This is a genomic window from Mycobacterium sp. SM1, assembly GCF_018361265.1.
Lineage (GTDB): Bacteria > Actinomycetota > Actinomycetes > Mycobacteriales > Mycobacteriaceae > Mycobacterium.
Genome location: NZ_JAFLNH010000003.1, coordinates 230815 through 252969, shown reverse-complemented (window position 1 = coordinate 252969; position 22155 = coordinate 230815). Strand labels below are relative to the sequence as shown.

Annotated in this window: 14 protein-coding genes; 7 read left to right on the top strand and 7 right to left on the bottom strand. The window is 66.7% G+C overall.

Annotated features, from left to right (window positions below):
* Positions 1-65: 65 nt before the first annotated feature.
* The 5 genes from otsB to MSM1_RS14340 all read right to left on the bottom strand — a co-directional run bounded on the left by otsB (position 66) and on the right by MSM1_RS14340 (position 9427).
* Positions 66-3740, bottom strand: a complete 3675-nt coding sequence (gene otsB / locus MSM1_RS14360; RefSeq protein WP_213443404.1) for a trehalose-phosphatase — start codon at positions 3738-3740, stop codon at positions 66-68.
* Between the two features lie 297 nt (positions 3741-4037).
* A complete protein-coding gene (locus MSM1_RS14355) occupies positions 4038-5015 on the bottom strand; it encodes a hypothetical protein (RefSeq protein ID WP_213443402.1) in 978 nt (325 codons plus the stop codon).
* Between the two features lie 76 nt (positions 5016-5091).
* On the bottom strand, positions 5092-6267 hold the full coding sequence (locus MSM1_RS14350) for a cupin domain-containing protein (protein ID WP_236056393.1): 1176 nt from the start codon (positions 6265-6267) through the stop codon (positions 5092-5094).
* A gap of 408 nt (positions 6268-6675) precedes the next feature.
* Positions 6676-8262 (bottom strand): PPE family protein, encoded by a 1587-nt coding sequence (locus tag MSM1_RS14345; RefSeq protein WP_213443398.1) that lies wholly within the window; start codon positions 8260-8262, stop codon positions 6676-6678.
* A 166-nt stretch (positions 8263-8428) separates the two neighbouring features.
* Positions 8429-9427, bottom strand: a complete 999-nt coding sequence (locus MSM1_RS14340; RefSeq protein ID WP_307857399.1) for a heme o synthase — start codon at positions 9425-9427, stop codon at positions 8429-8431.
* Between the two features lie 249 nt (positions 9428-9676).
* Between MSM1_RS14340 and tkt the strand changes: the two genes are divergently transcribed.
* The 7 genes from tkt to MSM1_RS14305 all read left to right on the top strand — a co-directional run bounded on the left by tkt (position 9677) and on the right by MSM1_RS14305 (position 19699).
* Positions 9677-11767, top strand: coding sequence for a transketolase (tkt, locus tag MSM1_RS14335; protein WP_213444454.1), 2091 nt, complete (start codon positions 9677-9679; stop codon positions 11765-11767).
* Positions 11768-11809: 42 nt separating this feature from the next.
* Positions 11810-12928: a transaldolase gene (tal, locus tag MSM1_RS14330; RefSeq protein ID WP_213443396.1), complete on the top strand. Its 1119-nt coding sequence runs from the start codon at positions 11810-11812 to the stop codon at positions 12926-12928.
* Positions 12925-14490, top strand: coding sequence for a glucose-6-phosphate dehydrogenase (gene zwf, locus MSM1_RS14325; protein ID WP_213443393.1), 1566 nt, complete (start codon positions 12925-12927; stop codon positions 14488-14490). Before tal ends, zwf begins: the two co-directional genes overlap by 4 nt.
* A 204-nt stretch (positions 14491-14694) precedes the next feature.
* The gene (gene opcA, locus MSM1_RS14320) at positions 14695-15606 is read left to right on the top strand and encodes a glucose-6-phosphate dehydrogenase assembly protein OpcA (protein WP_213443391.1); all 912 of its coding nucleotides are present in this window, start codon (positions 14695-14697) and stop codon (positions 15604-15606) included.
* A 7-nt stretch (positions 15607-15613) separates the two neighbouring features.
* The gene (gene pgl / locus MSM1_RS14315) at positions 15614-16402 is read left to right on the top strand and encodes a 6-phosphogluconolactonase (RefSeq protein WP_213443389.1); all 789 of its coding nucleotides are present in this window, start codon (positions 15614-15616) and stop codon (positions 16400-16402) included.
* A gap of 490 nt (positions 16403-16892) precedes the next feature.
* A complete protein-coding gene (locus MSM1_RS14310; protein ID WP_213443387.1) occupies positions 16893-17255 on the top strand; it encodes a DUF1490 family protein in 363 nt (120 codons plus the stop codon).
* Between the two features lie 68 nt (positions 17256-17323).
* Positions 17324-19699, top strand: coding sequence for a copper-translocating P-type ATPase (locus tag MSM1_RS14305; protein WP_213444452.1), 2376 nt, complete (start codon positions 17324-17326; stop codon positions 19697-19699).
* Positions 19700-19821: 122 nt separating this feature from the next.
* On the opposite strand, the gene MSM1_RS14300 is transcribed toward MSM1_RS14305, so the two are convergent.
* Together MSM1_RS14300 and MSM1_RS14295 are read right to left on the bottom strand one after the other, a co-directional pair.
* Positions 19822-21528 carry a hypothetical protein gene (locus MSM1_RS14300; RefSeq protein ID WP_213443386.1) on the bottom strand — a complete coding sequence of 569 codons (1707 nt, stop codon included), beginning with the start codon at positions 21526-21528 and terminating at the stop codon, positions 19822-19824.
* On the bottom strand, positions 21525-22154 hold the full coding sequence (locus tag MSM1_RS14295) for an IS607 family transposase (protein WP_213443383.1): 630 nt from the start codon (positions 22152-22154) through the stop codon (positions 21525-21527). Before MSM1_RS14295 ends, MSM1_RS14300 begins: the two co-directional genes overlap by 4 nt.
* Between the last annotated feature and the right edge of the window lies 1 nt (position 22155).

Genomic DNA, 22155 nt, shown 5'->3' with positions numbered 1-22155 from the left:
CACTTTCGCGGCCGGCGCCTGCAAAAGGGCTGCAAAAGGGCTTGCAAAAGGGACTCCAAAAGGGGCTACGAGAACCTAATGACACGCCCGGGGGTCAGCCGTTCCACCCGTCCCCGGCATTCGATCTCGGCCGGCGGCACGTCTTGGGGATCCACGCTGATCTCCGCGCCCTTCCCACTGATTCGCAGGTGTAGGTTCTGACCGCGGTAGCGAATCGAAAAACCCAGGACACCAAGGGATTCTGGCCATTGTGGAGACAACACCATGCGGTCGCTGCGTATCTCCAGGCCGGTGAAGCAGCGTTGCATCAGGTCGACGCTGCCCGCCATCGCCGCGAGGTGGATGCCCTCGGAGGTGGTGCCGCCCTGGATGTCGGCGACGTCGGATTTCAGCACCTGCTGGAAAAACTCCATCGCGCGGTGACGATTGGCCCGAGCCAGCACCCACCCGTGCACAACCCCGCTTAGCGTCGATCCGTGCGAGGTGCGGGCCAGGTAGTAGTCGACGGTATTGCGAATCTGGCCGGGGCTCAGGTGGTAGTCCAGCCGGCCAAGCAGGTCGCGCAACTCGTCGGATGAGAGCAGGTAGAGCAGCATCAGCGCGTCGGCCTGTTTGGAGGCCCGGTATCGATTGACATCATCGCCCTCGGCTTCAAGGATGCGGTCCAGGCGCTGGATGTTGCCGTATTTGTGCCGATAGGCGTCCCAATCGAGCTCTTCGAGCTGCTCATAGCCGTCGAACTGGCTGATCACCCCGTCGTGGAAGGGAACGAACATGCGCCTGCTGACGTGATCCCATTGCGCGAGCTCCTGATCGGTCAGTCCGAGCCGCTCGCGCAGATCCAGCCGGTTGGGCAACGGGATCAACTCGAAAGCCTCGATTGCCCGCAGGATCACCCAGACCGCCATCACATTCGTATACGCGTTGTCGTTCACACCGTCGTACGGGCGGTCTGGGTAGCCGGAGTGGAATTCGTCCGGTCCGATGACGCCGTTGATGTGATAGCGATCCCGCTCGGGATCGTAGGTTGTCCTGCTAACCCAAAACCGGGCGATCTCGGCCAGCATCTCGGTGCCGTAGTCGATCAGATACGCCAGATCGCCGGTGGCCTGATAGAAATGCCACACGTTGTAAGCCACCGCGATACCGATGTGATGTGCGCGGTGGCTAGCATCGGGCAGCCACCGGCCGGATCGCGGGTTCAGGTGCTGCGTCGGGCTTTCCTCACGGCCATCGCTGCCGGATTGCCATGGGTACATGGCGCCGCGATAGCCGGCCAGCTTGGCGGCGCCACGGGCCTCCGGCAGCCGTCGATACCGGTACCGTAACAGCGCCCGGGTAACGTGGGGCAGCCGCAAATTCAGCACCGGGAAGATGAACAGCTCGTCCCAGAAGATGTGCCCCCGGTATGCCTCGCCGTGCAGCCCGCGGGCCGGCACCCCCGCGTCGAGGTCTGCGCTGTGGGGCGACACGGTCTGCAGCAGGTGCAGCAGATGCAACCGCAGGATCCGCAATTCGTCGGGGTGGCCGTCGAGTTCGATCGACAGCCGCTCCCACAGATGCGCCCAGGCCAGCTCGTGGCCGTGCCGGATCTCGGCGAACCGTCCCTGGCGACACAGCCTGCGCTCGGCGCCCTCGGCCGGATGCGACGTGGCGACGTCCCGCCCGGTCACCAGGGTGATGATCTTCTCCACGCTCAGCGGCTCACCCTGGACCAGCCGGGTGAAGATCTGGTGGCCGATCTCGAACTGCTCATCGATGAGCCGGTACGTCGCCGGCGCCGGGCTGGCACGGTGCCACACGCTGGTTCCTGCGGCAACGGCGATCGGGATCTGTGACTGCGACGTTTCCGCGGTCATGAGCACCGACTTCTCCGAGAGCGCGCGCTTCTCCAGCCGGTGCAGGTGGTTGCTGGCCAACTCGCGGTATCGCTCCACCAGGCCGTTACGGACGTTGCCGTCGATGGTCGACCGGATTTCGATTGTCCCCGACCAGTTCTCGGCGACGATCGTCATCTGCATGGCGGCGACGTGCGGCTGGCTCATCGACACGAACCGCTCTTGGGTGACCGACGTGATACGCCCGGTTTCGTCGCGAAAGCGCAGTTCCCGGCTCAGCACCGCGGTGCGAAGGTCAAGGCTCTGGCGGTAGGACAGCAATGTCACGGCATCGACATCAAACCAGTCGCCGCCGTCGACGCGGAATGTCAGCGGCAGCCAGTTGGGCAAGTTCACCAGGCTTTCGTGCTCCGCCCGGGTGCCGCCGATCAGGTCATGCAGGCGGTTGTACACGCCGGCGGCGTAGGTTCCCGGGTAGTGCACCTGGCCGGCTTTAGATTCCGGTGCAGCCCCGCGGGTGGCGAAATAGCCGTTACCGACCGTGCACAACGCTTCACGCAGCTTTTCGGTCGCAGGGTCATAGCCTTCGAAAGTGTAGGTCCATGCCCGGGTGTATGTTTGCTGCTCGTATGCCAGCCAGTTGCCGCCGCGGTGGATGAAATCGCGCACTTCGGTGGGGTTTCTCAGGGTGAAGGCGGCCGCTGTCGGGCGGTCGGCGTCCTCGTCGTGGCGCACGGCAATTCCAATGCCGCTGAGTCGAATCGCATCGAACGCATCCTCGTCGGTGAGGTCGTCGCCGATATAGATCGGGATGACCCGGCCGGTTTGAGGGATGCGATCGCGAATCCAGCCCAGCGCGGTGCCCTTGTCCCAGTCGATATCGGGCCGCAGTTCGACCACCTTGCGGCCGTTGGTGATTCGAAGGCCATGCTGCTTCCCGATCCGGTGTGCGGCCGCGATCACCTCACCCACCTGCTCGGTTGCGACATTGCGGTAATGCACCGCGACCGCGAATCGCTTGTGTTCGACCCGAACTCCCGGGACCGGGCTGAGGGCATCGCTTAAGGCCGCCGCCGCGCTTTCCAGCAGGGGTATCGCGGCACTCGCCGCCGTGTTGTGGTGTGCGCTGCCGTCCGGGCCGATCAGCTCGAAGCCATGGCTGCCGGCGTACCAGATCCCGGCCAGCCCGACGCGCTCACGGATGTCGGCCAGATCGCGGCCGGAGAGGATTGCGACCGGGCACTGGGCAGCCAGCTGCTGCAACGCCTCGGCGGCCCCGTCGACGAGGGTGGCCGCAGCGGGGTCCGCCACGATCTCTGACAAGGTGCCGTCATAGTCCAGGCAGACCAAAGGCCGGCGGCCGGCGACGACGCCGATCAGCTGACCGTAGGCATCCAGCGCGTTCGGGCGTGCCGACAGGCGCTTGTCCCCGGTGCGGACCTCGACCTCAGCGAGATCCGGTACCACCGCGTCGGCGCCACATCCCAACAACTCGTCGGCATGCCCGTCGACGTCGACACCGATGACCACGGCAAACCCGGCCTCGCGAGCAGCCGCAACGCCGGCACCGTCGCCCTCCAGGGCCACCGCGCGTTCCGCGGCCACCCCCAGCTTCTCGGCGGCGCACAGCAAGCCGGCCGGCTCGGGCGGCGCGGCAAGCCCGGCCCCGCCGGTGCCACCGGCACACCCGGCGAACACCTCGACGACGCCTGCTGCTCGCAGCGCCTGCCCGACATCACCACCGGAGCAGTAGACGGCCGCCGCAACGCCCGCCTGCCGCAGCTTGCGCGCCAGGGCTACCGCCGATGCGAGCGCCTCTTCCCCTCCGCACGGGAACACAACGCCGCGATCGAAGATCACGGCGTCGTGCAATCGCGGATCGATGGTGACAGGCAATTTCATTTTCGATACTCCTGCGCTCAGCGGCTCCGCGGCCGAGCGACCACCCGAACGCGCGCGCTTCTATCATTGCGCGCGGCTCAACCAAGCGTGTCGGGCACAGTCAACCCCGCACCAACACCTACCACCACCCCGAAAAACTGCGGCACAACGACGAAGACGACGACGCGCCGTAGCCGCGGTCCTGATGGGCCGAAGCCCGTTAGGCCCGCCCGATACCGTTACAGTTGGCGGAGGAGACATCCGTGCACGGTGACGCCACGGTGACGCAGCTAAGCCGGTCTCGCCGAGAGCCCCGCGCTATGCCTGTGACGCGAGCGCACGATAGCCCGGCTCGGCGAAGCGCCGGGCGGCCTCCCGCATCGCGTCGGTCACCGGGCGCCGATCCGGGTCGTCGCCGGCAAAGACCCGCCCCGCGGGATCCTTGGCATAGAAGTGGGACTCCTCGATCATGCGCCCGATTGCCGCTGGATCGGTTTCGAGCCCAAGATGCGAGGCCACGCGCCGCCAAACCGCGGCGGGCAGGTCGGCGTGATCGATGCAGAGGCGCCCAACCGGATCGTCCGCCGCCGCCTGCAGCATCGCGCCGAGCGCACGGGCCGCGAACTCCGCGCGTGCCATGGCCGAAACAGCGGCCGGATCAAGCCCGAACAGCCACGCGGCCCGAGTGGGCGTGGCTTGCAGCCCAAGCCAGCCCGGCGGCTCGGCCAGTAGCGAAGCCAGCACGCGCACCGGGTCGCGCTGGACCCAGATCCAGGGCGTTTCCGGGAAGGCGGCGGCCAGGACTCCCCGGCGGCGAATGTTCCAGCTGGAGCATTTGAGCACCAGCCGCCGTTCGTCGCCGTGCCGGCGTCGGCCGAGCGCCCGCACCAGTAACCGCACAACCCCGGCCAGGGTGGCCTCGTCGACCCGGCCGGGATCAAGCCCAAGAAGCGCGTTAAGGGGTGTGGGCTCGGCGAGGACGACCACGCCGGGAAGGGTGCCCAAAAGCCGCGACACGAGCGTAGACCCGCACCGTGAGAGGTGAAAGATGATGCCCGCCGGCTCAAGCGAGGGCTCGCCATCGAGGGCGACCAGCGCGTCAAGCCCAGTCCGCACCAGCGGCCGGGCACGGGGGCCGGACACCCAGCGGACGACCGTTTGGTCGAAAAACGGCTCGACGAATCGCTCCTCGGAAAGATCGGCCCAATCGACGGCCGGGGCGGGCCCGGAAAAATCGACCCTGACCGGTGTCCAGCGGGCGAGATCGGCGAGTTCCATCACACCGACCGGTCGCATCCCGACGCGCCAAGCGCCGCGGCCATAGCAGTCATCCGGGCAACCGGATTGTCACGGCATTGGGTGCTGCTTCGGCTCATGCGGACGGCTGGCTCTCTCGACCGTCGGGCAGCCGGACAAGGAATCCGCTCACCATCAGCGTTCGGGCCAGCTCTATCTGCTGCTCCGCACGCAGCCCCGGCAGCTCGCACACCCGAAACGGCTGCGTACTACGGGAGACGAACAGCATCGCCGCTTTGTGGTCGGGACCGGCGTTTATGACCAATTGCGCAAAATGCAGGGCCACACCGCCGGCATCCGCCGTCACCCGCGAATACAGCGGCTGGTACTTCCTGACCAGGGTTTGTCCGTCTATTCCGGCGGCGTTGGAGATCGCGTGTGCGACCGGCGGGCATCGGCCGCGGTGGACCAAGACATCCGCCAGGGCGTCGAGGCCGTCCGCGATGACGCTGGGTTCTTCGAGGGCCCGAGCTATCTCGCGCACGAGCACGCTCACACTCGCGCGGGCGTCCGCATCATCGAGATGCCGCGGCGGCAGCTGGGCGTGGAGGCGCTCGTCACGAAAGCCAAGCGAGTCGAGCGCCCGCGCGATTAGCGCGAACACGGTCGGCGCGTGGATCCCGACGGTCAAGTGAACGGATGACCGCGAGGTTGTCTCGGCCACATGAACTTTCCCGCGTGGCAGATACAGCACGTCCCCGGCCTCCAGGCACAGGTCGGTCGGCGACGGGAGCCGGGCCTTGTCGACCGGCACCTGGCGGCGCATCTCGTGCGGTGGTACCACGGTGTCGTACAAATGCCAGTTCTTGGATCCTTGGATCTGCAGGATCAACACGTCGTGGTCGTCGTAGTGGGGCAGAAAGCCTTGTGACCCAGGGGGAGTGAGGTAGGCATTGACTTGTGTGGCGAAGTTCAGCTCGACCTCGATGGAGTGAGACAACGAGGCGACCGCGCGGGCGTACCGCTCGACGTTATCCAGGACGATCGTGTAGCCGTCGGCGAAATCGTTATGGACACCGACGAGATCGAGAGTGCCATCGCCAAGCCGGTAAGCGTCCGAGCCCTTTTTCTCGCTCCCTCTCACCAGGCGCACCGCCGACGGCTCCGACCGAAACAACCCCAGGAGGTCCTCGACCGCCGACACCCCGGGCAGCAGGCTATCGAAGTAGCCCGCACGGCAACGCTTGACGTGGCAGTGCGTCACCCCCCAAAAGTCGTCGAGGAAGGCCGCGACCGTCAGAGGGTGAAGCAACCAGGCTAGCGACAACTCGACGGTAGCCTCCTGTCAAGCCACACTTTCAAACGGCGGCGGTGGGACAAGGTCAGCTCGGTCCTTTGCGCGCCAGCTACTCGAACACTCCTCGTAAGCATCGCAATACCCGCGCTGGGGGCGCTTAGCCAGGTCACCGTCCGCTGCATGAATTTTGGTGATACGGGGTGGGCCGCCCGCCAGTTAACGTGTCAGCGCGATAGTCGCGTAGCCCATGATCCGAGGGCCATCGCCCAAAGCCCCAGTCCGGCGATCCGGGCCATGCAGCCGATCAACGCCGCCTTGACGGACCGGCTGTCCGACCATCAACCGCGGAATACGGGCATCCAGACAACCTCGCCGCACCGCCTTTCCTGTCGACCGCTCACCCGAGCCCCGGCATGCAATCCCTCAGCTGCCCCCTTCGCCCTCCCCGGCGGGCTCCCCATCCTTCCAAGTACCCGGCACCATCGGTGTCACCGGGCCCGCGCCGAACGCATCGCCGGGCAGGGTGAGCAAACCGGCCGCCTGCCCGAACGACTCCGTGCGCCCAGCGCCGACGAACCCCAGATTTCCCGAACCGTGGTCGGAGGCCGCCGTAGGGACGGCTGGCCTCCCATCCGGCGGCGCGCCCCAGTCCGGGTCGACCTCGATATTCATATCCATGAACTCGTCACCGTGCCCCCGCCGCTTCGCACGCCGGCGCCGGCGCGCCCGCGCCTGCTCCCGGGCGGCGGCCGCGGCCGCCGCCGCGGCCGCCTCGGACGTCGGCGTCTTCCTTTTCGCGCCGGAGCTGGCGCTGGCGCTCATCCCGGAGTCGACCCCAATACCCGGTGGGCCGACGACGTAGGGCGGCGCAAAACCCACGCTGACCGCGGCTGTGGGCGGCGGCGGAGGCGCCGGCGTGGCATTAACGACGGTGCTAGCCGCGGGCGCCGACGCCGGCACCGAGGCGGGGGCCGCGGCCACCGCGCCCATTGGGGCGGGGCTAGCAGCCGCCGCCACACTCGGGGCCGCGGGCATCGGTGCGGCTGCCACGGCGGGGGCCACGACAGCCTCGGGCTGGATGCTAGCCAACCCGGTTAGACCCACGCCCGCGATGCCTCCCCCGGTTCCGGCCGGCACGACGAACGGCAGCGTCGTCGTTTCGGGGAAGTATTGAATGACCTGGAGGAAGTGACCGAACTCATCGAGCAGCACTCCCTGGATGTCGTACCACAGCTGGGTAAATCCTTGAGCAGGGTTGTGCAAAATCAATCCGATGTCTCTCTTCAGGGTCAAGGGACCCTCGAGGAATCGATTGATCCACCAACTCAGATCGTATGGGTTACCGGCGTCATTATCGATAATGGGCAGTATCCCCTGTGACGGGTTGCCCTTGCCGCCAAAGCTGGCCCCGGTCTGGCCGTTGGGGCCGGTTTGGACGCCTTGGCCGTAACCCGCACTGCTATTACTACTACTCTTCTGGATTTGAGGCGGCGGATCGGTTTGCGGCGCCGCCGCCACCGCGGCGGTGGACACCGCGTGATAGGTGCTCATCGTGGTGGCCGCCTGCACCCACATCCGCGCATAGTCGGCCTCATTGAGCGCGATGGGAATGGTGTTGATGCCGAAGAAATTCGTCGCCACCAGCACCGCATGGGTCGCATGGTTAGCGGCCAGCTCCGCCAAAGTGGGCATCGCGGCCAGTGCCGCGGTGTAGGCGGCGGCAGCGGTCTCATGGCCGGCCGCCGCCGCGGCGCTGTTCGCGCTGGCCCGCATCAGCCACGCCAGATAGGGCACGTGGGCGGCCACATACGACTCCGCGCTGGGGCCTTGCCACGCGCCGGCCTGCACCGCCGCCAGGATCGCGCTGAGCTCCTCGGCCGTGGAAGCGTATTCCGCGCTCAGCGAGTTCCACACCCCGGCCGCCGCCAGCAACGATCCCGGCCCCGGCCCGCTGGACAGCAACGCCGAATGCACCTCCGGCGGAAAGGCCATCCAGATTGGCGCGGTCATAGTGCGGCCGCCCCATGCCATGACACGGTGGCCGCAGGCACGGCCACTCGCAGGGTGATTCGGCTGATAACCACGGCTGAGGGGGCCACGTGGCGCATTCAATACCACGCCGCGGCCGCGAACAAGACGGTATCGGGGTAGGGGGTATCCGCAGCGCTGAACGCGCTCAGCCGCCCAGCAGGGTGGGCAGCGCCAGCGCCGAGTCGAGCGCCAACGCGCAGAACACCACCGCAAGGTAGTTATTGGACTGCAGGAAAAGCCGCAGCGGTTTCACCGGCTCCCCACGATGAACCCCGGCGTGAAGCTGGTGGGCCCTCGTCAAAAACCACGCTCCGGCCGCCACGGCGAGCGTCGCGTACAACCATCCGGCCGCCAGGCACAACACCAGCGTCGCCAGCACCGTCAGCCAGGCGTAGATCATGATCCGCCTGGTGACCTGACGCTCGGTGGCCACGACCGGGAGCATCGGAACCCCCGCCGCTTTGTAATCGTCCTTGTAACGCATGGCCAGGGCCCAGGTGTGCGGCGGCGTCCAGAAGAAGATGATCGCGAACATCACCAGCGCCGGCCAGCCGATGGTGCCGGTGACCGCCGACCAGCCGATCATCACCGGCATGCACCCGGCCGCCCCGCCCCACACGACGTTCTGCGGGGTGCGCCGCTTGAGCACCAGCGTGTAGACGAACACATAGAACGCGATGGTGGCCACCGCCAACAGTCCCGACAGCAGGTTGGTCAACCACCACAGCCACGCGAACGAGCCGACACTCAACACCACCCCGAACACCAGCGCATTTCGGGTGGGCACCGCGGCGCGCGCCAGCGGCCGGCGCGCGGTGCGCGTCATCACCTTGTCGATGTCCGCGTCGGCCACGCAATTGAGTGTGTTGGCGCCCGCGGCGGCCAGCATCCCGCCGATCAGGGTGTTGACGATCAGCAGCGGCCGCGCCGTGCCGCGCTCGGCGAGCAACATCGCGGGAATCGCGGTGACCACCAGCAGCTCGATGACCCGGGGCTTGGTCAGCGCGACGTATGCCAGTAGCACCCGCCGGAGTGCCCGGCCCGCCTCCCCGGGCGAGCGATACCCCCACCCCCGCCCGGACCGGCATTCTCGCCCGGCACGTCCGATTTCCAGGCTCGGCGCTTCGCGCCCGCGAACGCTCACGCAACAACTCCTCGGGTCGCAGCAGCGCGCAGCAACTACTACAGACGATGGTAGACGGGGATCGCGGGAACGGCCCGCGAGGGTCTGGTTTCTCCGAATTGCCGGCAGCCGCCGCGGCGTCGCGGACAGGATGGGCGCACCGTTTTGGCGGCGGCACACCGTGATCCGCCCCAACCTCGGCCCGCGGCTAGCTGGACCGCCGCATTAGGGTGGGGATAAACCAACTGTGCCGACGTGAGGACTCAGGTTGTGACCACGCTCGAAGACATCTCCGCGCTGACCCGCCCGCATCATCCCGACGACTGGACCGACGTCGACTCCGCGGCAGTTGACACCTGTCGCGTGCTGGCAGCCGACGCGGTGCAAAAAGTCGGTAACGGGCATCCGGGGACCGCGATGAGCCTCGCCCCGCTGGCATACACGCTGTTTCAGCGGGTGATGCGCCACGACCCCAGCGACACCACCTGGCTGGGTCGCGACCGGCTCGTCTTGTCGGCAGGGCACAGCAGCCTGACGCTCTACATCCAGCTCTACCTCGGCGGTTTCGGCCTGGAGCTGTCCGATATCGAGTCATACCGGACCTGGGGATCACGGACCCCCGGGCACCCGGAGTACCGGCATACCCCGGGGGTGGAGATCACCACCGGGCCGCTTGGGCAGGGCCTGGCATCGGCGGTCGGGATGGCGATGGCATCACGCTACGAACGCGGCCTGTTCGACCCCGACGCCGCCCCGGGCACCAGCCCGTTCGACCACTACATCTACGTGATCGCCTCCGACGGCGATATCGAGGAGGGAGTGACCTCGGAGGCGTCATCGCTGGCCGCGGTCCAGCAACTCGGCAACCTCATCGTGTTCTACGACAACAACAAGATCTCCATCGAGGATGACACCGCGATCGCGCTCTGCGAGGACACCGCCGCCCGCTACCGCGCCTACGGCTGGCATGTGCAACAGGTGGCGGGTGGCGAGAATGTGGCCGGCATCGAAGAGGCGATCGCCAACGCGAAAGCCGTCACCGACCGGCCGTCGTTCATCGAGCTGCGCACGATCATCGGCTACCCCGCGCCGACCCTGATGAACACCGGAAAGGCGCATGGCGCGGCCCTGGGTGCGGCAGAGGTCGCCGCCACCAAAGAAGTTCTCGGATTCGACCCAGGTAAGACGTTCCAGGTCAGCGACGATGTGCTGGCCCACACCCGCAAGCTAGTCGACCGCGGTAGGCAGGCGCACCAACGCTGGCAGGCCGATTTCGACGCGTGGGCCCAGCGCGAACCCGAGCGCAAGAAGCTGCTGGACCGGCTGATGGCGAAAAAGCTGCCCGACGGCTGGGACGCGGAATTGCCGAACTGGCGACCGGGCTCCGAGCCGGTCGCCACCCGAAAAGCGTCCGGAGCGGTGCTTGCCGCGGTGGGGCCGAAACTGCCTGAGCTGTGGGGCGGTTCGGCCGACCTGGCTGAGAGCAACCTCACCACCATCAGGGGCGCGGAGTCGTTCGGGCCGCCGGGGATCTCCACCAAGGAGTGGACGGCCAACTGGTATGGCCGCGTGCTGCACTTCGGTGTTCGGGAGCACGCAATGGGCGCGATCCTGTCCGGCATCGTGCTGCACGGCCCGACTCGTGCCTACGGCGGCACATTCCTGGTGTTCTCGGACTACATGCGCCCGTCGGTGCGGCTGGCGTCGCTGATGGACATCGACACCATCTACGTCTGGACACATGATTCCATCGGCCTCGGCGAGGACGGCCCGACCCACCAGCCGATCGAGCACCTGGCGGCGCTGCGCGCCATCCCCCGCTTGTCGGTGGTGCGGCCGGCCGATGCCAACGAGACCGCCTATGCCTGGCGCGCGATCCTCGCCCGCAGTAACGGCAGCGGTCCGGTCGGGCTGATCTTGACGCGGCAAGCAGTCCCCGTGCTGGACGGCACCAGCGCCGAAGGCGTTGCGCGCGGCGGCTACGTCCTCGGCGATGGCGGTGGCCCCGAGCCCGATGTCATATTGATCGCGACCGGCTCGGAGGTGCAGATCGCCGTCGCGGCACAAAAACTCTTGCAAGATAAGGATATTATCGCCCGGGTGGTGTCGATGCCCTGCGTGGAGTGGTTCGAGTCTCAGCCGTATGAGTACCAGGACAGTGTGCTGCCGCCGGCGGTCTCGGCGCGCGTCGCCGTGGAGGCCGGTGTGGCGCAATGCTGGCACAAGTGGGTCGGTGACACCGGGCAGATCGTGTCCATCGAACACTATGGCGAGTCCGCGGATCATCAAACGTTGTTCCGGGAATTCGGCTTCACCCCAGAGGCTGTCGCGGCCGCTGCCGAACGGGCACTAGACAACTGAGCGGCTGGCAACATAGGAATCCGCACGACGAAGGGCACCGCTATGAGTCAAAATCCCAACCTGGCCGCCTTGAGTGCCGCAGGCGTATCGGTCTGGCTGGACGATCTGTCCCGGGAGCGAATCACGTCCGGCGGCCTGCAGGAGATGATCGACACCAAGTGTGTTGTCGGCGTCACCAGTAATCCCACGATTTTTCAGAAAGCGCTGGCGGAAAGCAACGTTTACGCCGCTCAGATGGCGGAGCTGGCCGAGCGCGGCGCTGACGTGGACGCCGCGGTGCGCACCGTTACGACCGATGACGTGCGCATGGCCTGCGATGTGCTCAAGCCCCAATGGCAGTCCTCCGACGGCGTGGATGGGCGGGTATCCATCGAGGTCGATCCTCGGCTGGCACACGACACCGACAGGACCACCCAACAAGCGGTCGAGCTGTGGAAGATCGTCAACCGGCCCAATCTGCTCATCAAAATCCCGGCGACCCCGCGCGGTCTTCCGGCGATCACCGCGGTGCTGGCCGAAGGAGTTTCGGTCAACGTCACGCTGATCTTCTCCGTCGAACGCTATCGCGCCGTGATGGACGCCTATCTGAGCGGTTTGGAAAACGCCCGGGAGGCTGGACACGATCTGGCTAGCATTCACTCCGTAGCATCGTTTTTCGTCTCCCGTGTCGATACCGAGATCGACAATCGGCTGGAAAAGATTGGCACTGAGCAGGCATTGGCTCTGCGGGGCCGGGCCGGGGTGGCTAACGCCCGGCTGGCATATGCGGCATACCAGGAGGTGTTCACTGGCAGCAGTCGCTTTGAAAAGCTGAAGCCTTATGGCGCTCGGGCGCAGCGGCCACTGTGGGCGTCGACCGGCGTCAAGAACCCCGACTATCCCGACACGCTCTACGTCACCGAGCTGGTCGCCCCCAACACGGTCAATACCATGCCGGAGAAGACCATTGACGCGGTAGCCGATCACGGTGTCATCACCGGCGACACCGTTAGCGGTCGTGCCGCCGAGGCGCAGCAGTTGTTCGACGAGCTGCGCGCTGTTGGGATCGAGCTGCCCGACGTGTTCACCGTGCTGGAAAACGAGGGCGTGGAGAAGTTCGTCGCGTCTTGGGAGGAACTGCTCAGGGAAACCGGCGCCCAGCTCAACTCTGCCGCCAAATGAGCTCCGCCGGCATCCGGAGCCAATCCACGGCAACCGCCGCTCAGTGGCGTAACCCGTTGCGCGACAAGCGAGATAAGCGGCTTCCCCGGATCGCTGGCCCATGTAGTGTCGTGATTTTCGGTGTCACCGGGGACCTGGCCAGAAAAAAGGTGATGCCGGCCATCTACGATTTGGCCAACCGGGGCCTGCTGCCACCCAGGTTCGCCCTGGTGGGTTTTGCCCGCCGGGAATGGGATCATGAGGACTTCGGCGCCGAGGTGTACCAAGCGGTCAAGGAACATGCCCGCACCCCATTTCGTGAGGTGATATGGGATCGGCTGGCCGAGGGCATCCGGTTCGTGCAAGGCACCTTCGATGACGACAGCGCATTCTCGCGGCTCGCTGAAACGTTGGAGAAGCTCGACGCCGAGCGCGGCACGCGTGGTAACCACGCCTTTTATCTCGCGATCCCACCCAAAGCCTTTCCGCTGGTGTGCCAGCAGCTGCACAGATCCGGGCTGGCCCGCGCGCAGAACGACCGATGGAGCCGGGTGGTCATCGAGAAACCCTTCGGCCACAATCTGCAGAGCGCGCGAGAACTCAACAAAGTGGTCAATTCCGTCTTTCCAGAGGAATCGGTCTTCCGCATCGACCACTACCTGGGCAAGGAGACGGTGCAGAACATCCTGGCGCTGCGGTTCGCCAATCAGCTTTTCGACCCGATCTGGAACGCCCATTACGTCGACCATGTGCAGATCACCATGGCCGAAGACATCGGGCTCGAGGGACGGGCGGGCTACTATGACGGCATCGGCGCTGCGCGCGACGTCATCCAGAACCACCTGATGCAGTTGCTGGCACTGACCGCGATGGAAGAACCGGTGAGCTTCCAGCCGGCCGAGTTGCAAACCGAAAAGATAAAAGTGCTCTCGGCGACCCAGCTCGCACAGCCGCTGGAGGAGACCACTAGTCGCGGCCAGTACACGGCGGGCTGGCAAGGGAGCGAGAAAGTGGTCGGGCTGCTCGACGAGGAAGGGTTCTCGAAAGACTCCACCACCGAGACGTTCGCGGCCATCACGCTGGAAGTGAACACCCGTCGCTGGGCCGGGGTGCCGTTCTATCTGCGCACCGGAAAACGACTCGGCCGCAGGGTCACTGAGATAGCCCTGGTCTTCAAGCGCGCTCCCCATCTGCCGTTCGATGCGACCATGACCGACGAGCTTGGCGCCAACGCCCTGGTGATCCGAGTACAGCCCGATGAAGGAGTCACGCTGCGGTTCGGGTCCAAGGTGCCTGGCACAGCAATGGAAGTGCGCGATGTCACCATGGACTTTTCCTATGGCTCGGCATTCGCCGAAGATTCTCCGGAGGCCTACGAACGGCTTATCCTCGACGTGCTGCTCGGTGAGCCGTCCCTCTTCCCAGTCAACCAAGAAGTCGAGCTGGCTTGGCAGATAATCGATCCTGTTCTCGACTACTGGGCGGCGCACGGCAAACCCGACGCGTATGAGGCCGGAACCTGGGGCCCGGCATCGTCTTTCGAGATCTTGCGCCGTACCGGCCGGGAATGGCGCCGGCCGTGATTCGCGCCGCGACGATGCAGAGCCCAGCGATGAGAAGGAGCGGCGCCGGTGATTCGCGCCGCGACGATGCAGAGCCCAGCGATGAGAAGGAGCGGCGCCGGTGATTCGCGCCGCGACGATGCAGAGCCCAGCGATGAGAAGGAGCGGCGCCGGTGATTCGCGCCGCGACGATGCAGAGCCCAGCGATGAGAAGGAGCGGCGCCGGTGATTATCGACATGCCGGACACCAGCACCACCGCGGTCAACAAAAGGCTGGACCAGTTACGCGCGAGAGTCGGCGCGGTGACGATGGGCCGGGTGATGACCCTGATCATCGCGCCTAACACCGACACCCTGGTCGAGGAATCCATCGAGGCGGCAAACTTTGCCAGCCACGAGCACCCCAGCCGCGTGATCGTCGTACTGACTTCCGACCCGGAGGTCGCCGACGCACGACTGGACGCCCAGCTGCGAGTCGGTCGTGACACCGGCGCCGGCGAGGTCGTCGTGCTCCGGCTGTCCGGGCCGCTCTCCGCTCACGCCGACAGCGTCGTCATGCCCTTCCTGCTGCCCGACATCCCCGTGGTGGCATGGTGGCCTGGCAGCGCCCCGGCGGTTCCGGCTCAAGACCCGTTGGGCAAGTTGGCAATCCGGCGCATCACTGACGCGACCGATAGCGCCGACCCACTGTCGACCATCAAAAGCCGTTTGCCGGGATATACACCCGGCGACACCGATCTGGCCTGGAGCCGTATCACCTACTGGCGGGCGCTGCTCACCTCGGCGCTCGACCGGCCGCCGTACGAGCCGATCACCTCGGCGCTGGTTTCCGGTTTGCAGACCGAGCCCGCGCTGGACCTCTTGGCCGGCTGGCTGGCCAGCAGGATCGACGTGCCGGTGCGCCGCGCGGTCGGTGAGCTGAAAGTCGAGTTGGTGCGCGAAACCGAAACCATCACCCTGAGCCGGCCTCAAGACGGGGTAATAGCCACGATAAGCCGGACCGCCCGGCCGGACGCTCTGGTTCCCCTGGGGCGCAGGGAGACTCGGGAATGCCTTGCTGAAGACCTACGCCGGCTGAACCCCGACGAGATCTACTTCGAGGCCCTCAACGGCATCAACAAGGTGCAGTATCTATGAGCGCCTCATGAGCACCGTCGTCGAGACCTATCCGGACAGCGGCACACTTGTCGCAGTTGCGGGTAAGCGGTTGGCCGGCGCCATCGAAGGTGCGGTATCGGCACGAGGGAAAGCGCTCATTGTGCTCACCGGTGGGAGCAACGGCACTGCGTTGCTTCGGCACCTCGGCGGGCAGACGCTCCGGGTCGACTGGTCGAAGGTGCACATATTCTGGGGGGACGAACGCTTTGTGCCCCGAGACGACGAGCAGCGCAACGAGAAGCAGGCTCGGGAGGCTTTGCTTGATCACATCGATATCCCGGCGGGCAATGTGCATGCGATGGCGGCCAGCGACGGCGAGTTCGGCGGTAATCTTGCCGCCGCCGCACTGGCCTACGAGCAGGTTTTGGCCGCTAACGCTCGGCCGGGCGATCCCGCGCCTAATTTCGACGTTCACCTGCTGGGCGTTGGACCCGAGGGTCACGTCAACTCGCTGTTCCCGCACAGTGCCGCGGTACGCGAAACCACCAGGATGGTGCTGGGCGTTGTCGACTCCCCGAAACCACCTCCACAACGAATCACGTTGACACTGCCGGCGATTCAGTGCTCCCGCGAGGTATGGCTGTTGGTGTCCGGGTCGGAGAAATCCGAGGCGGTGGCCGCGGCACTCGGTGGTGCCGACCCGGTGGCGGTGCCGGCCGCCGGAGCGGTAGGACGCGAGAAAACGGTCTGGCTCCTCGACACCGAGGCAGCGGCCCGGCTCGGCGGTGAGCCCCGTTTTCCGTACCTGGGCGGACGGCACGGCCGCGACAGATAAACCCGCCTGCACAGGCACTGAGGGGCTGCGGTACGTCGGGCCTCAGCGGGGCGCCGAGCGGATGAAGGCCGTCGTCACACGGGCTAAGCGCATAACGCAATCAACGCTGCGCCACACGGCCATCCGGCGGCACCGGGATAAAATCCCTGCGGCCCCCTGGCAAAGACCTCGCTCGGGTAGCCTCCCCGACGCCGCTGCCGCATTCGACCTCAGCACGCTAAGCAAGGCAATTGTGCAGCGGAGAAACGACACTGGCGGTCAACTGGCCCAATCTTGCTGGCTATCGCGCGAGTTGTTCACACTTGGTCAATACGGTCTGGACGGCGATTCCAACCTCCAGTCAGGCATCGACACGCCCGCTTGACTAAATACCCCACCGGGGTATCCTACATGCATGAGCAGGATGCAAACCTGCCGCCGTAAATCCACCGGCCGCCCGTGTGCACGGTAGCCGGCCGCGCCTATGAGCCTATGAAAGGGAGCATTCGAGATGACACGGCATGGACACGCCGGAGCCGGTGCGCGACGCCCGCGTCGCGGGCAGCTACCTCGGCGAGCATTATCGTCGAGGACCGGACTGTGGAGCACGACGGTGTCCTCGGTGGTGACCGGGATGGTGGGTGTTGCGGCCGTAGAAGTTTTGGCGAAGGCGCCATGGCGGAAGATGACGGTTAGCGCCGCCGCTTTGGGGCTGCGGGCTGCGCGTGCAACCGAGCGCATGGCCAAAGAAGCCGCCGAGAAAGCGCGATTGGCGACGGCGGACGTGCTGGCCGAGGCGGCAGCGCGAACGGGGGCACACGTTGCGCCGCCACCGGCGGATGAGACCCCGGATGAAAGTCAGCGAGGCCGATGATGCTTGCCACGCAAACCCGCCCTAATGCCGAGTTCACGCTAAAAGTCCTGTCCGACGCGGCGGGCCGGATGCATGTGCGCGCCGCCGGGTTTGAGATTGACGCGGTTCGCGCCGTCGCGATCGAGGACAGGGTCGCCAAGGTGCCCGGTGTGCGCGCGGTATATGCCTATCCGCGAACAGCATCGGTGGTGGTCTGGTATTCACCCGGAAGCTGTGACGCGCCGGCCATCGTGTCCGCGATCGCCGATGCTCGCGACATCCCGGCAGAATTGGTGCCCACACGTGCCCCGCATTCGCCCGGCGCGCGCGATAGCAGCGTGGTGCAGAAAATCACCGGCGGAATCCTTCGCTTGCTGGGCCGCGGGCTCGACGTCGACACGGCCGGCCAACCAGTGGAGGGCAGCGGCTGTCGGCAGGGGTCATCAGCCTCCTGCTCCGGGTCGACGAGCCAAGATAGTAGGAGCGTGCAGCGGCGGTGGTTGCGGCGGGTGTGGCTGGCCTTGCCGTTGGGGTTGGTTGCGCTGGCGTCGGCGATGCTGTTCGGTGCCTCCCCCTGGGCGGGGTGGGTGGCGTTCGCCGCGACGGCACCCGTGCAATTCGTGGCCGGCTGGCCATTTCTCAAGGGGGCCGTGCAGCAGGCGCGGGCACGGTCGGCCAACATGGACACGCTGATCGCACTGGGCACGCTGACCGCGTTCGGCTACTCCACCTATCAGCTGTTCGCCGGGGGGCCGTTGTTCTTCGACACCGCGGCGCTGATCATCGCATTCGTAGTGCTGGGCCGCTATTTCGAGGCCCGAGCCACCGGTAAGGCCTCCGAGGCGATCGGCAAGCTGCTGGAGATGGGCGCCAAGGAGGCCTGTCTGCTCGTGGACGGCCACGAAGTCCTCGTGCCGGTGGAACGGGTGCAGGTCGGAGACCTGGTGCGGGTGCGCCCGGGGGAGAAGATCCCCGTCGACGGTGAGGTCATCGACGGGCGCGCCGCGGTGGACGAGTCGATGCTCACCGGCGAGTCGGTGCCGGTGGAGAAAGTGGTGGGCGATCATGTCGCCGGGGCGACCCTCAACACCGATGGGCTGCTGACCGTGCGGGCCACCGCCGTGGGCTCCGATACCGCGCTGGCGCAGATCGTGCGCCTGGTCGAGCAGGCACAGGGCGGGAAAGCTCCCATACAACGGTTGGCCGATCGGGTCTCGGCGGTATTCGTGCCCGCCGTCGTCGGTGCGGCAGTCGCGACGTTTGCCGGGTGGACGCTGTTGGCCGCCAATCCGCTCGCCGGCATGACCGCGGCGGTCGCGGTGCTGATCATCGCCTGCCCGTGCGCGCTGGGGCTGGCCACCCCCACCGCGATCATGGTCGGCACCGGCCGGGGCGCGGATCTGGGGATTTTGATCAAAGGCGCCGAGGTGCTGGAGGGCTCCAAGAGGATCGACACCGTGGTGTTCGACAAGACCGGCACCCTCACCCGCGGGCGGATGCAGCTCATCGAGGTGATCCCCGAGCGGGGCCAGAAGGCCGATCTGGTGTTGCGGGTGGCCGCCGCGGCGGAGTCGGGCTCGGAGCATCCCATCGGGGCGGCGATCGTGGCGGCCGCCCGCCAGCGGGGGCTGGCGATCCCCGCGGCCACGGGTTTCGCCAACCGCGCGGGGCACGGAGTGCGTGCCGAAATCGACGGCAAGCCGGTGCTGGTCGGGCGGCGCAAGCTCGTCGACGAACACGATTTGGTTCTCCCTGAGCACCTCGCGGCGGCGGCCACAGCACTCGAAGAACAGGGCCGCACCGCGGTGTTCGTCGGCTATGACGGGCGGGTTGTGGGGGTGCTCGCGGTGGCCGACACCGTCAAAGACGAGGCCGCCGCCGTGGTGCGCCGGCTGCACGCCATGGGGCTGCAGGTCGCCATGATCACCGGCGATAACGCCCGCACGGCGGCCGCGATCGCCGGGCAGCTGGGTATCGAGCGGGTGCTGGCCGAGGTGTTGCCCCAAGACAAGGTCAGCGAGATCCGCCGGCTGCAACAGGAGGGCCGGCGGGTGGCGATGGTCGGCGACGGCGTCAACGACGCCCCCGCGCTGGTGCAGGCCGATCTGGGCATCGCGATCGGCACCGGCACCGATGTGGCCATCGAGGCCTCCGACATCACCCTGATGTCCGACCGGCTCGACGGTGTCGTGCGCGCGATCCAGCTCTCCCGGCGCACCCTGCGCACCATCCACCAAAACCTGGGGTGGGCGTTCGGCTACAACACCGCCGCCATCCCCCTGGCCGCGCTGGGCCTGCTCAACCCGATCATTGCGGGCGCGGCGATGGGATTCTCCTCGGTCAGCGTCGTGACCAACTCGCTGCGGCTGCGCCGCTTCGGCCGCGACGCAGGGGCCGGGACGCCGATCATCATCGATGCGAAACCGCGCGAGCCTGCCCGATCCGAGCGCCCCGCCGTCGCGTGATCGATCACCCTGAAATTCGCCTTGATATTCGGCCGGTGGTCATCGGGCTATTCACCTTGACTGCCGCCGAGTGCGCCCGGGCATCTCGTCAAACGCCGACCGCGGACGGTAAGCGTCAACCGTTACAAACGTAGTTGGTCGTTGTTGGCCAACTGTGCCGGGGTAACGGTTGCCCGGCCCGGATCACCGCGTACGTTCCGGCAAGGTGGGCGAGATTCGGTTTCTCGCGTCCTTGGTCGGTGGCGGCTACCGGTGGTCACCTGTCGGCTGTCGGGCCCGGCCTGGTTGGTAGCTCTCACCACATGATCCTCTGGTCGCTGTGGTGTCACACCTTCCCGCCGCCGGGCTGAAAAGCCTTGGGCGCGACGCCCGATCACGGTGGCTGCTGCCTGGTGTCGGGTGACGTTGGGGTAGGGGCGCTGCCAGTGTTGGGCGCCCCAAATGCTGCTGTAGGCGGGATTAACCGCCAGTAGTTCGATGCCGGCACGGTCAGCCATGGCTGCGAGCCTGTTGCGGAACACCGCGGTCGGGATGCGTGATATCACGGTGTGGCGGAACCGTTTCCCGCGTGCGCCGCGGCCCATAGTTTCCCGCCCGCTCATCCTGGCGTCGGCGAAGTCGAGGTCCTCCACCGCGATCGTCGCAACACCGTGGCGGCGCGTGTACTTGATCAGCGCGGTGATGGCGTGGCGGACCTGGGCGTCACGCCGCGACGCCGACCCGGTGAGGTCGATGTCGATCCGCCTGGGCGCACCCACGGGGTTGCCGTGGGCGTCCAGCCGGCGCACCGCCAGGTGCCCATCGTTGAGATCCACTCCCACCACCGACCCGATGGCGTAGACGTCGTCGCCGACTGCGCAATTGTCGCGGCCTACCCAGTACGGCACAGACGGGATCGCCCACGCCGCGGTTAGATACACCCCAGCCCTGCCGGGTTTGCGGCTGATCGCGTAGGACACCGAGTTAGCGCCGATGATCCGCTGGACCCATTCACCGCCGCGGTGCGCGAACACCGCGCTGCCGGAGAGGACGTAACGGCCTCGTGGGGCGTTCGCGAAGTGTTCCAACGGTTTCGGCAACCGAATACTGACCTGCCCGGCCGGGGTCACTGTGATCGTGAGATTCCCGAACGGTTCATCGGGCGAGCCGTTCGCCCCGATTCGCCACCGGGATGCCTGCCACCGCCGGCGCCACTGCGCTTCGGTCAGACCCGCCTTGTCGAGGTGATGGCGCGTCGCAGCCAGGCGTTTACCGCCCTCCACCACATGCACCACACCGGCGGCCTGATCCCGTTGCACCCGGGCCAGCTCGCCCCGTAGATGCCGCAGCCGACGTTGCTTCTGGAAACGTTCAGCTTGGTTGGCATACCCCCTGGCGGCCTTGGCTTTTCGGCGGGCCTTACGCTCAGCGACGGACAGCATGTCCGCGGTCGGCGCCGCTAGACGCGCCTCGATGGTGGCGATCGCCGCCCGTAACCCCGCCCCATGGCGGTACTGGGCATCGCGGGCCCGGCGGACCCGATCATCATTGGCGGCGATGATCGCATTAGCCCACCGCGCCGACGACGCCGCAGTCAACCCTTTCTTGCGGGTATTCAACCGATCCCGACGCAGCTGTCGCCGCTCGCCGGCGTTCAGCGCCGCGTCGACCGGCCCGGGCCGAGACACCACAGCCAGATCAGCGCGCCGCAACCGGCCTAGATGCTCAGCCACACGCTCTAACACCTGATCGTCCTGCGATGTCGTGCGCACCCGGGTGCTGATCGCCACGCCCACCGGTGCAGCGACCGGCTTCACCCCGCGCCACGCGCGCAACTCACGATCGGTCATGCCGCATCACCGGATTCGGTTTCAGCTGACACCGCGGCCCGTAGCCGCTTCGTCTTCGCTGAGCGCTGCCCGTACAGTCGGCCGGCGAAGCTGGTCACGATGGCCAGCATGTCGCGCGCCAGCTCTGATTCAGCCGACTCATTCTCAGGCCGGCCGGTGTAGACCACCGACACCCCATAGCCGGCCAACAAGTGTTCGATCACCCCGACCCCGAACCGCGCCAACCGATCAGGATGCTCCACCACCAGCCGATCCACACCAGGTTTCATGCACTCGCTCAACGCTTTACCCAGCCCCGCCCGGCGGTCCGCCAACCCAGACGCGACATCGGCAAACACGATCAAATCGATGCCATGTTCCTGTAGTCGCGCGACCTGCCGATCGAGGCCACCTTCAGCCTGCTGCCGCCGCGACGACACCCGCGCGTACCCAACAGCCGTGCCTGTTGGAGGTTTACGCGTGAGGGCATCGAGGTCGCCGACCCGGAAGATCCGTCGCCCACCAGCACTGCGGGCATCGGGCAACCGGCCCTGTTGGGTGTAGCGGCGCAACGTACGCGTCGACACCCCCAACCGGTAGGCCGCCGCGGTCGCCGACACATAATCATCAGGGCCACGATGAGCCATG

Excerpts from the sequence above, each read along its gene's own strand:
- zwf (WP_213443393.1), top strand. The coding sequence starts at position 12,925 with ATGAGCTCCGCCGGCATCCGGAGCCAATCCACGGCAACCGCCGCTCAG.
- otsB (WP_213443404.1), bottom strand. The coding sequence starts at position 3,740 with ATGAAATTGCCTGTCACCATCGATCCGCGATTGCACGACGCCGTGATC.
- MSM1_RS14305 (WP_213444452.1), top strand. The coding sequence starts at position 17,324 with ATGCATGTGCGCGCCGCCGGGTTTGAGATTGACGCGGTTCGCGCCGTC.
- tal (WP_213443396.1), top strand. The coding sequence starts at position 11,810 with ATGAGTCAAAATCCCAACCTGGCCGCCTTGAGTGCCGCAGGCGTATCG.
- MSM1_RS14355 (WP_213443402.1), bottom strand. The coding sequence starts at position 5,015 with ATGCGACCGGTCGGTGTGATGGAACTCGCCGATCTCGCCCGCTGGACA.
- pgl (WP_213443389.1), top strand. The coding sequence starts at position 15,614 with ATGAGCACCGTCGTCGAGACCTATCCGGACAGCGGCACACTTGTCGCA.
- MSM1_RS14300 (WP_213443386.1), bottom strand. The coding sequence starts at position 21,528 with ATGACCGATCGTGAGTTGCGCGCGTGGCGCGGGGTGAAGCCGGTCGCT.
- MSM1_RS14310 (WP_213443387.1), top strand. The coding sequence starts at position 16,893 with ATGACACGGCATGGACACGCCGGAGCCGGTGCGCGACGCCCGCGTCGC.
- MSM1_RS14345 (WP_213443398.1), bottom strand. The coding sequence starts at position 8,262 with ATGACCGCGCCAATCTGGATGGCCTTTCCGCCGGAGGTGCATTCGGCG.
- MSM1_RS14295 (WP_213443383.1), bottom strand. The coding sequence starts at position 22,154 with ATGGCTCATCGTGGCCCTGATGATTATGTGTCGGCGACCGCGGCGGCC.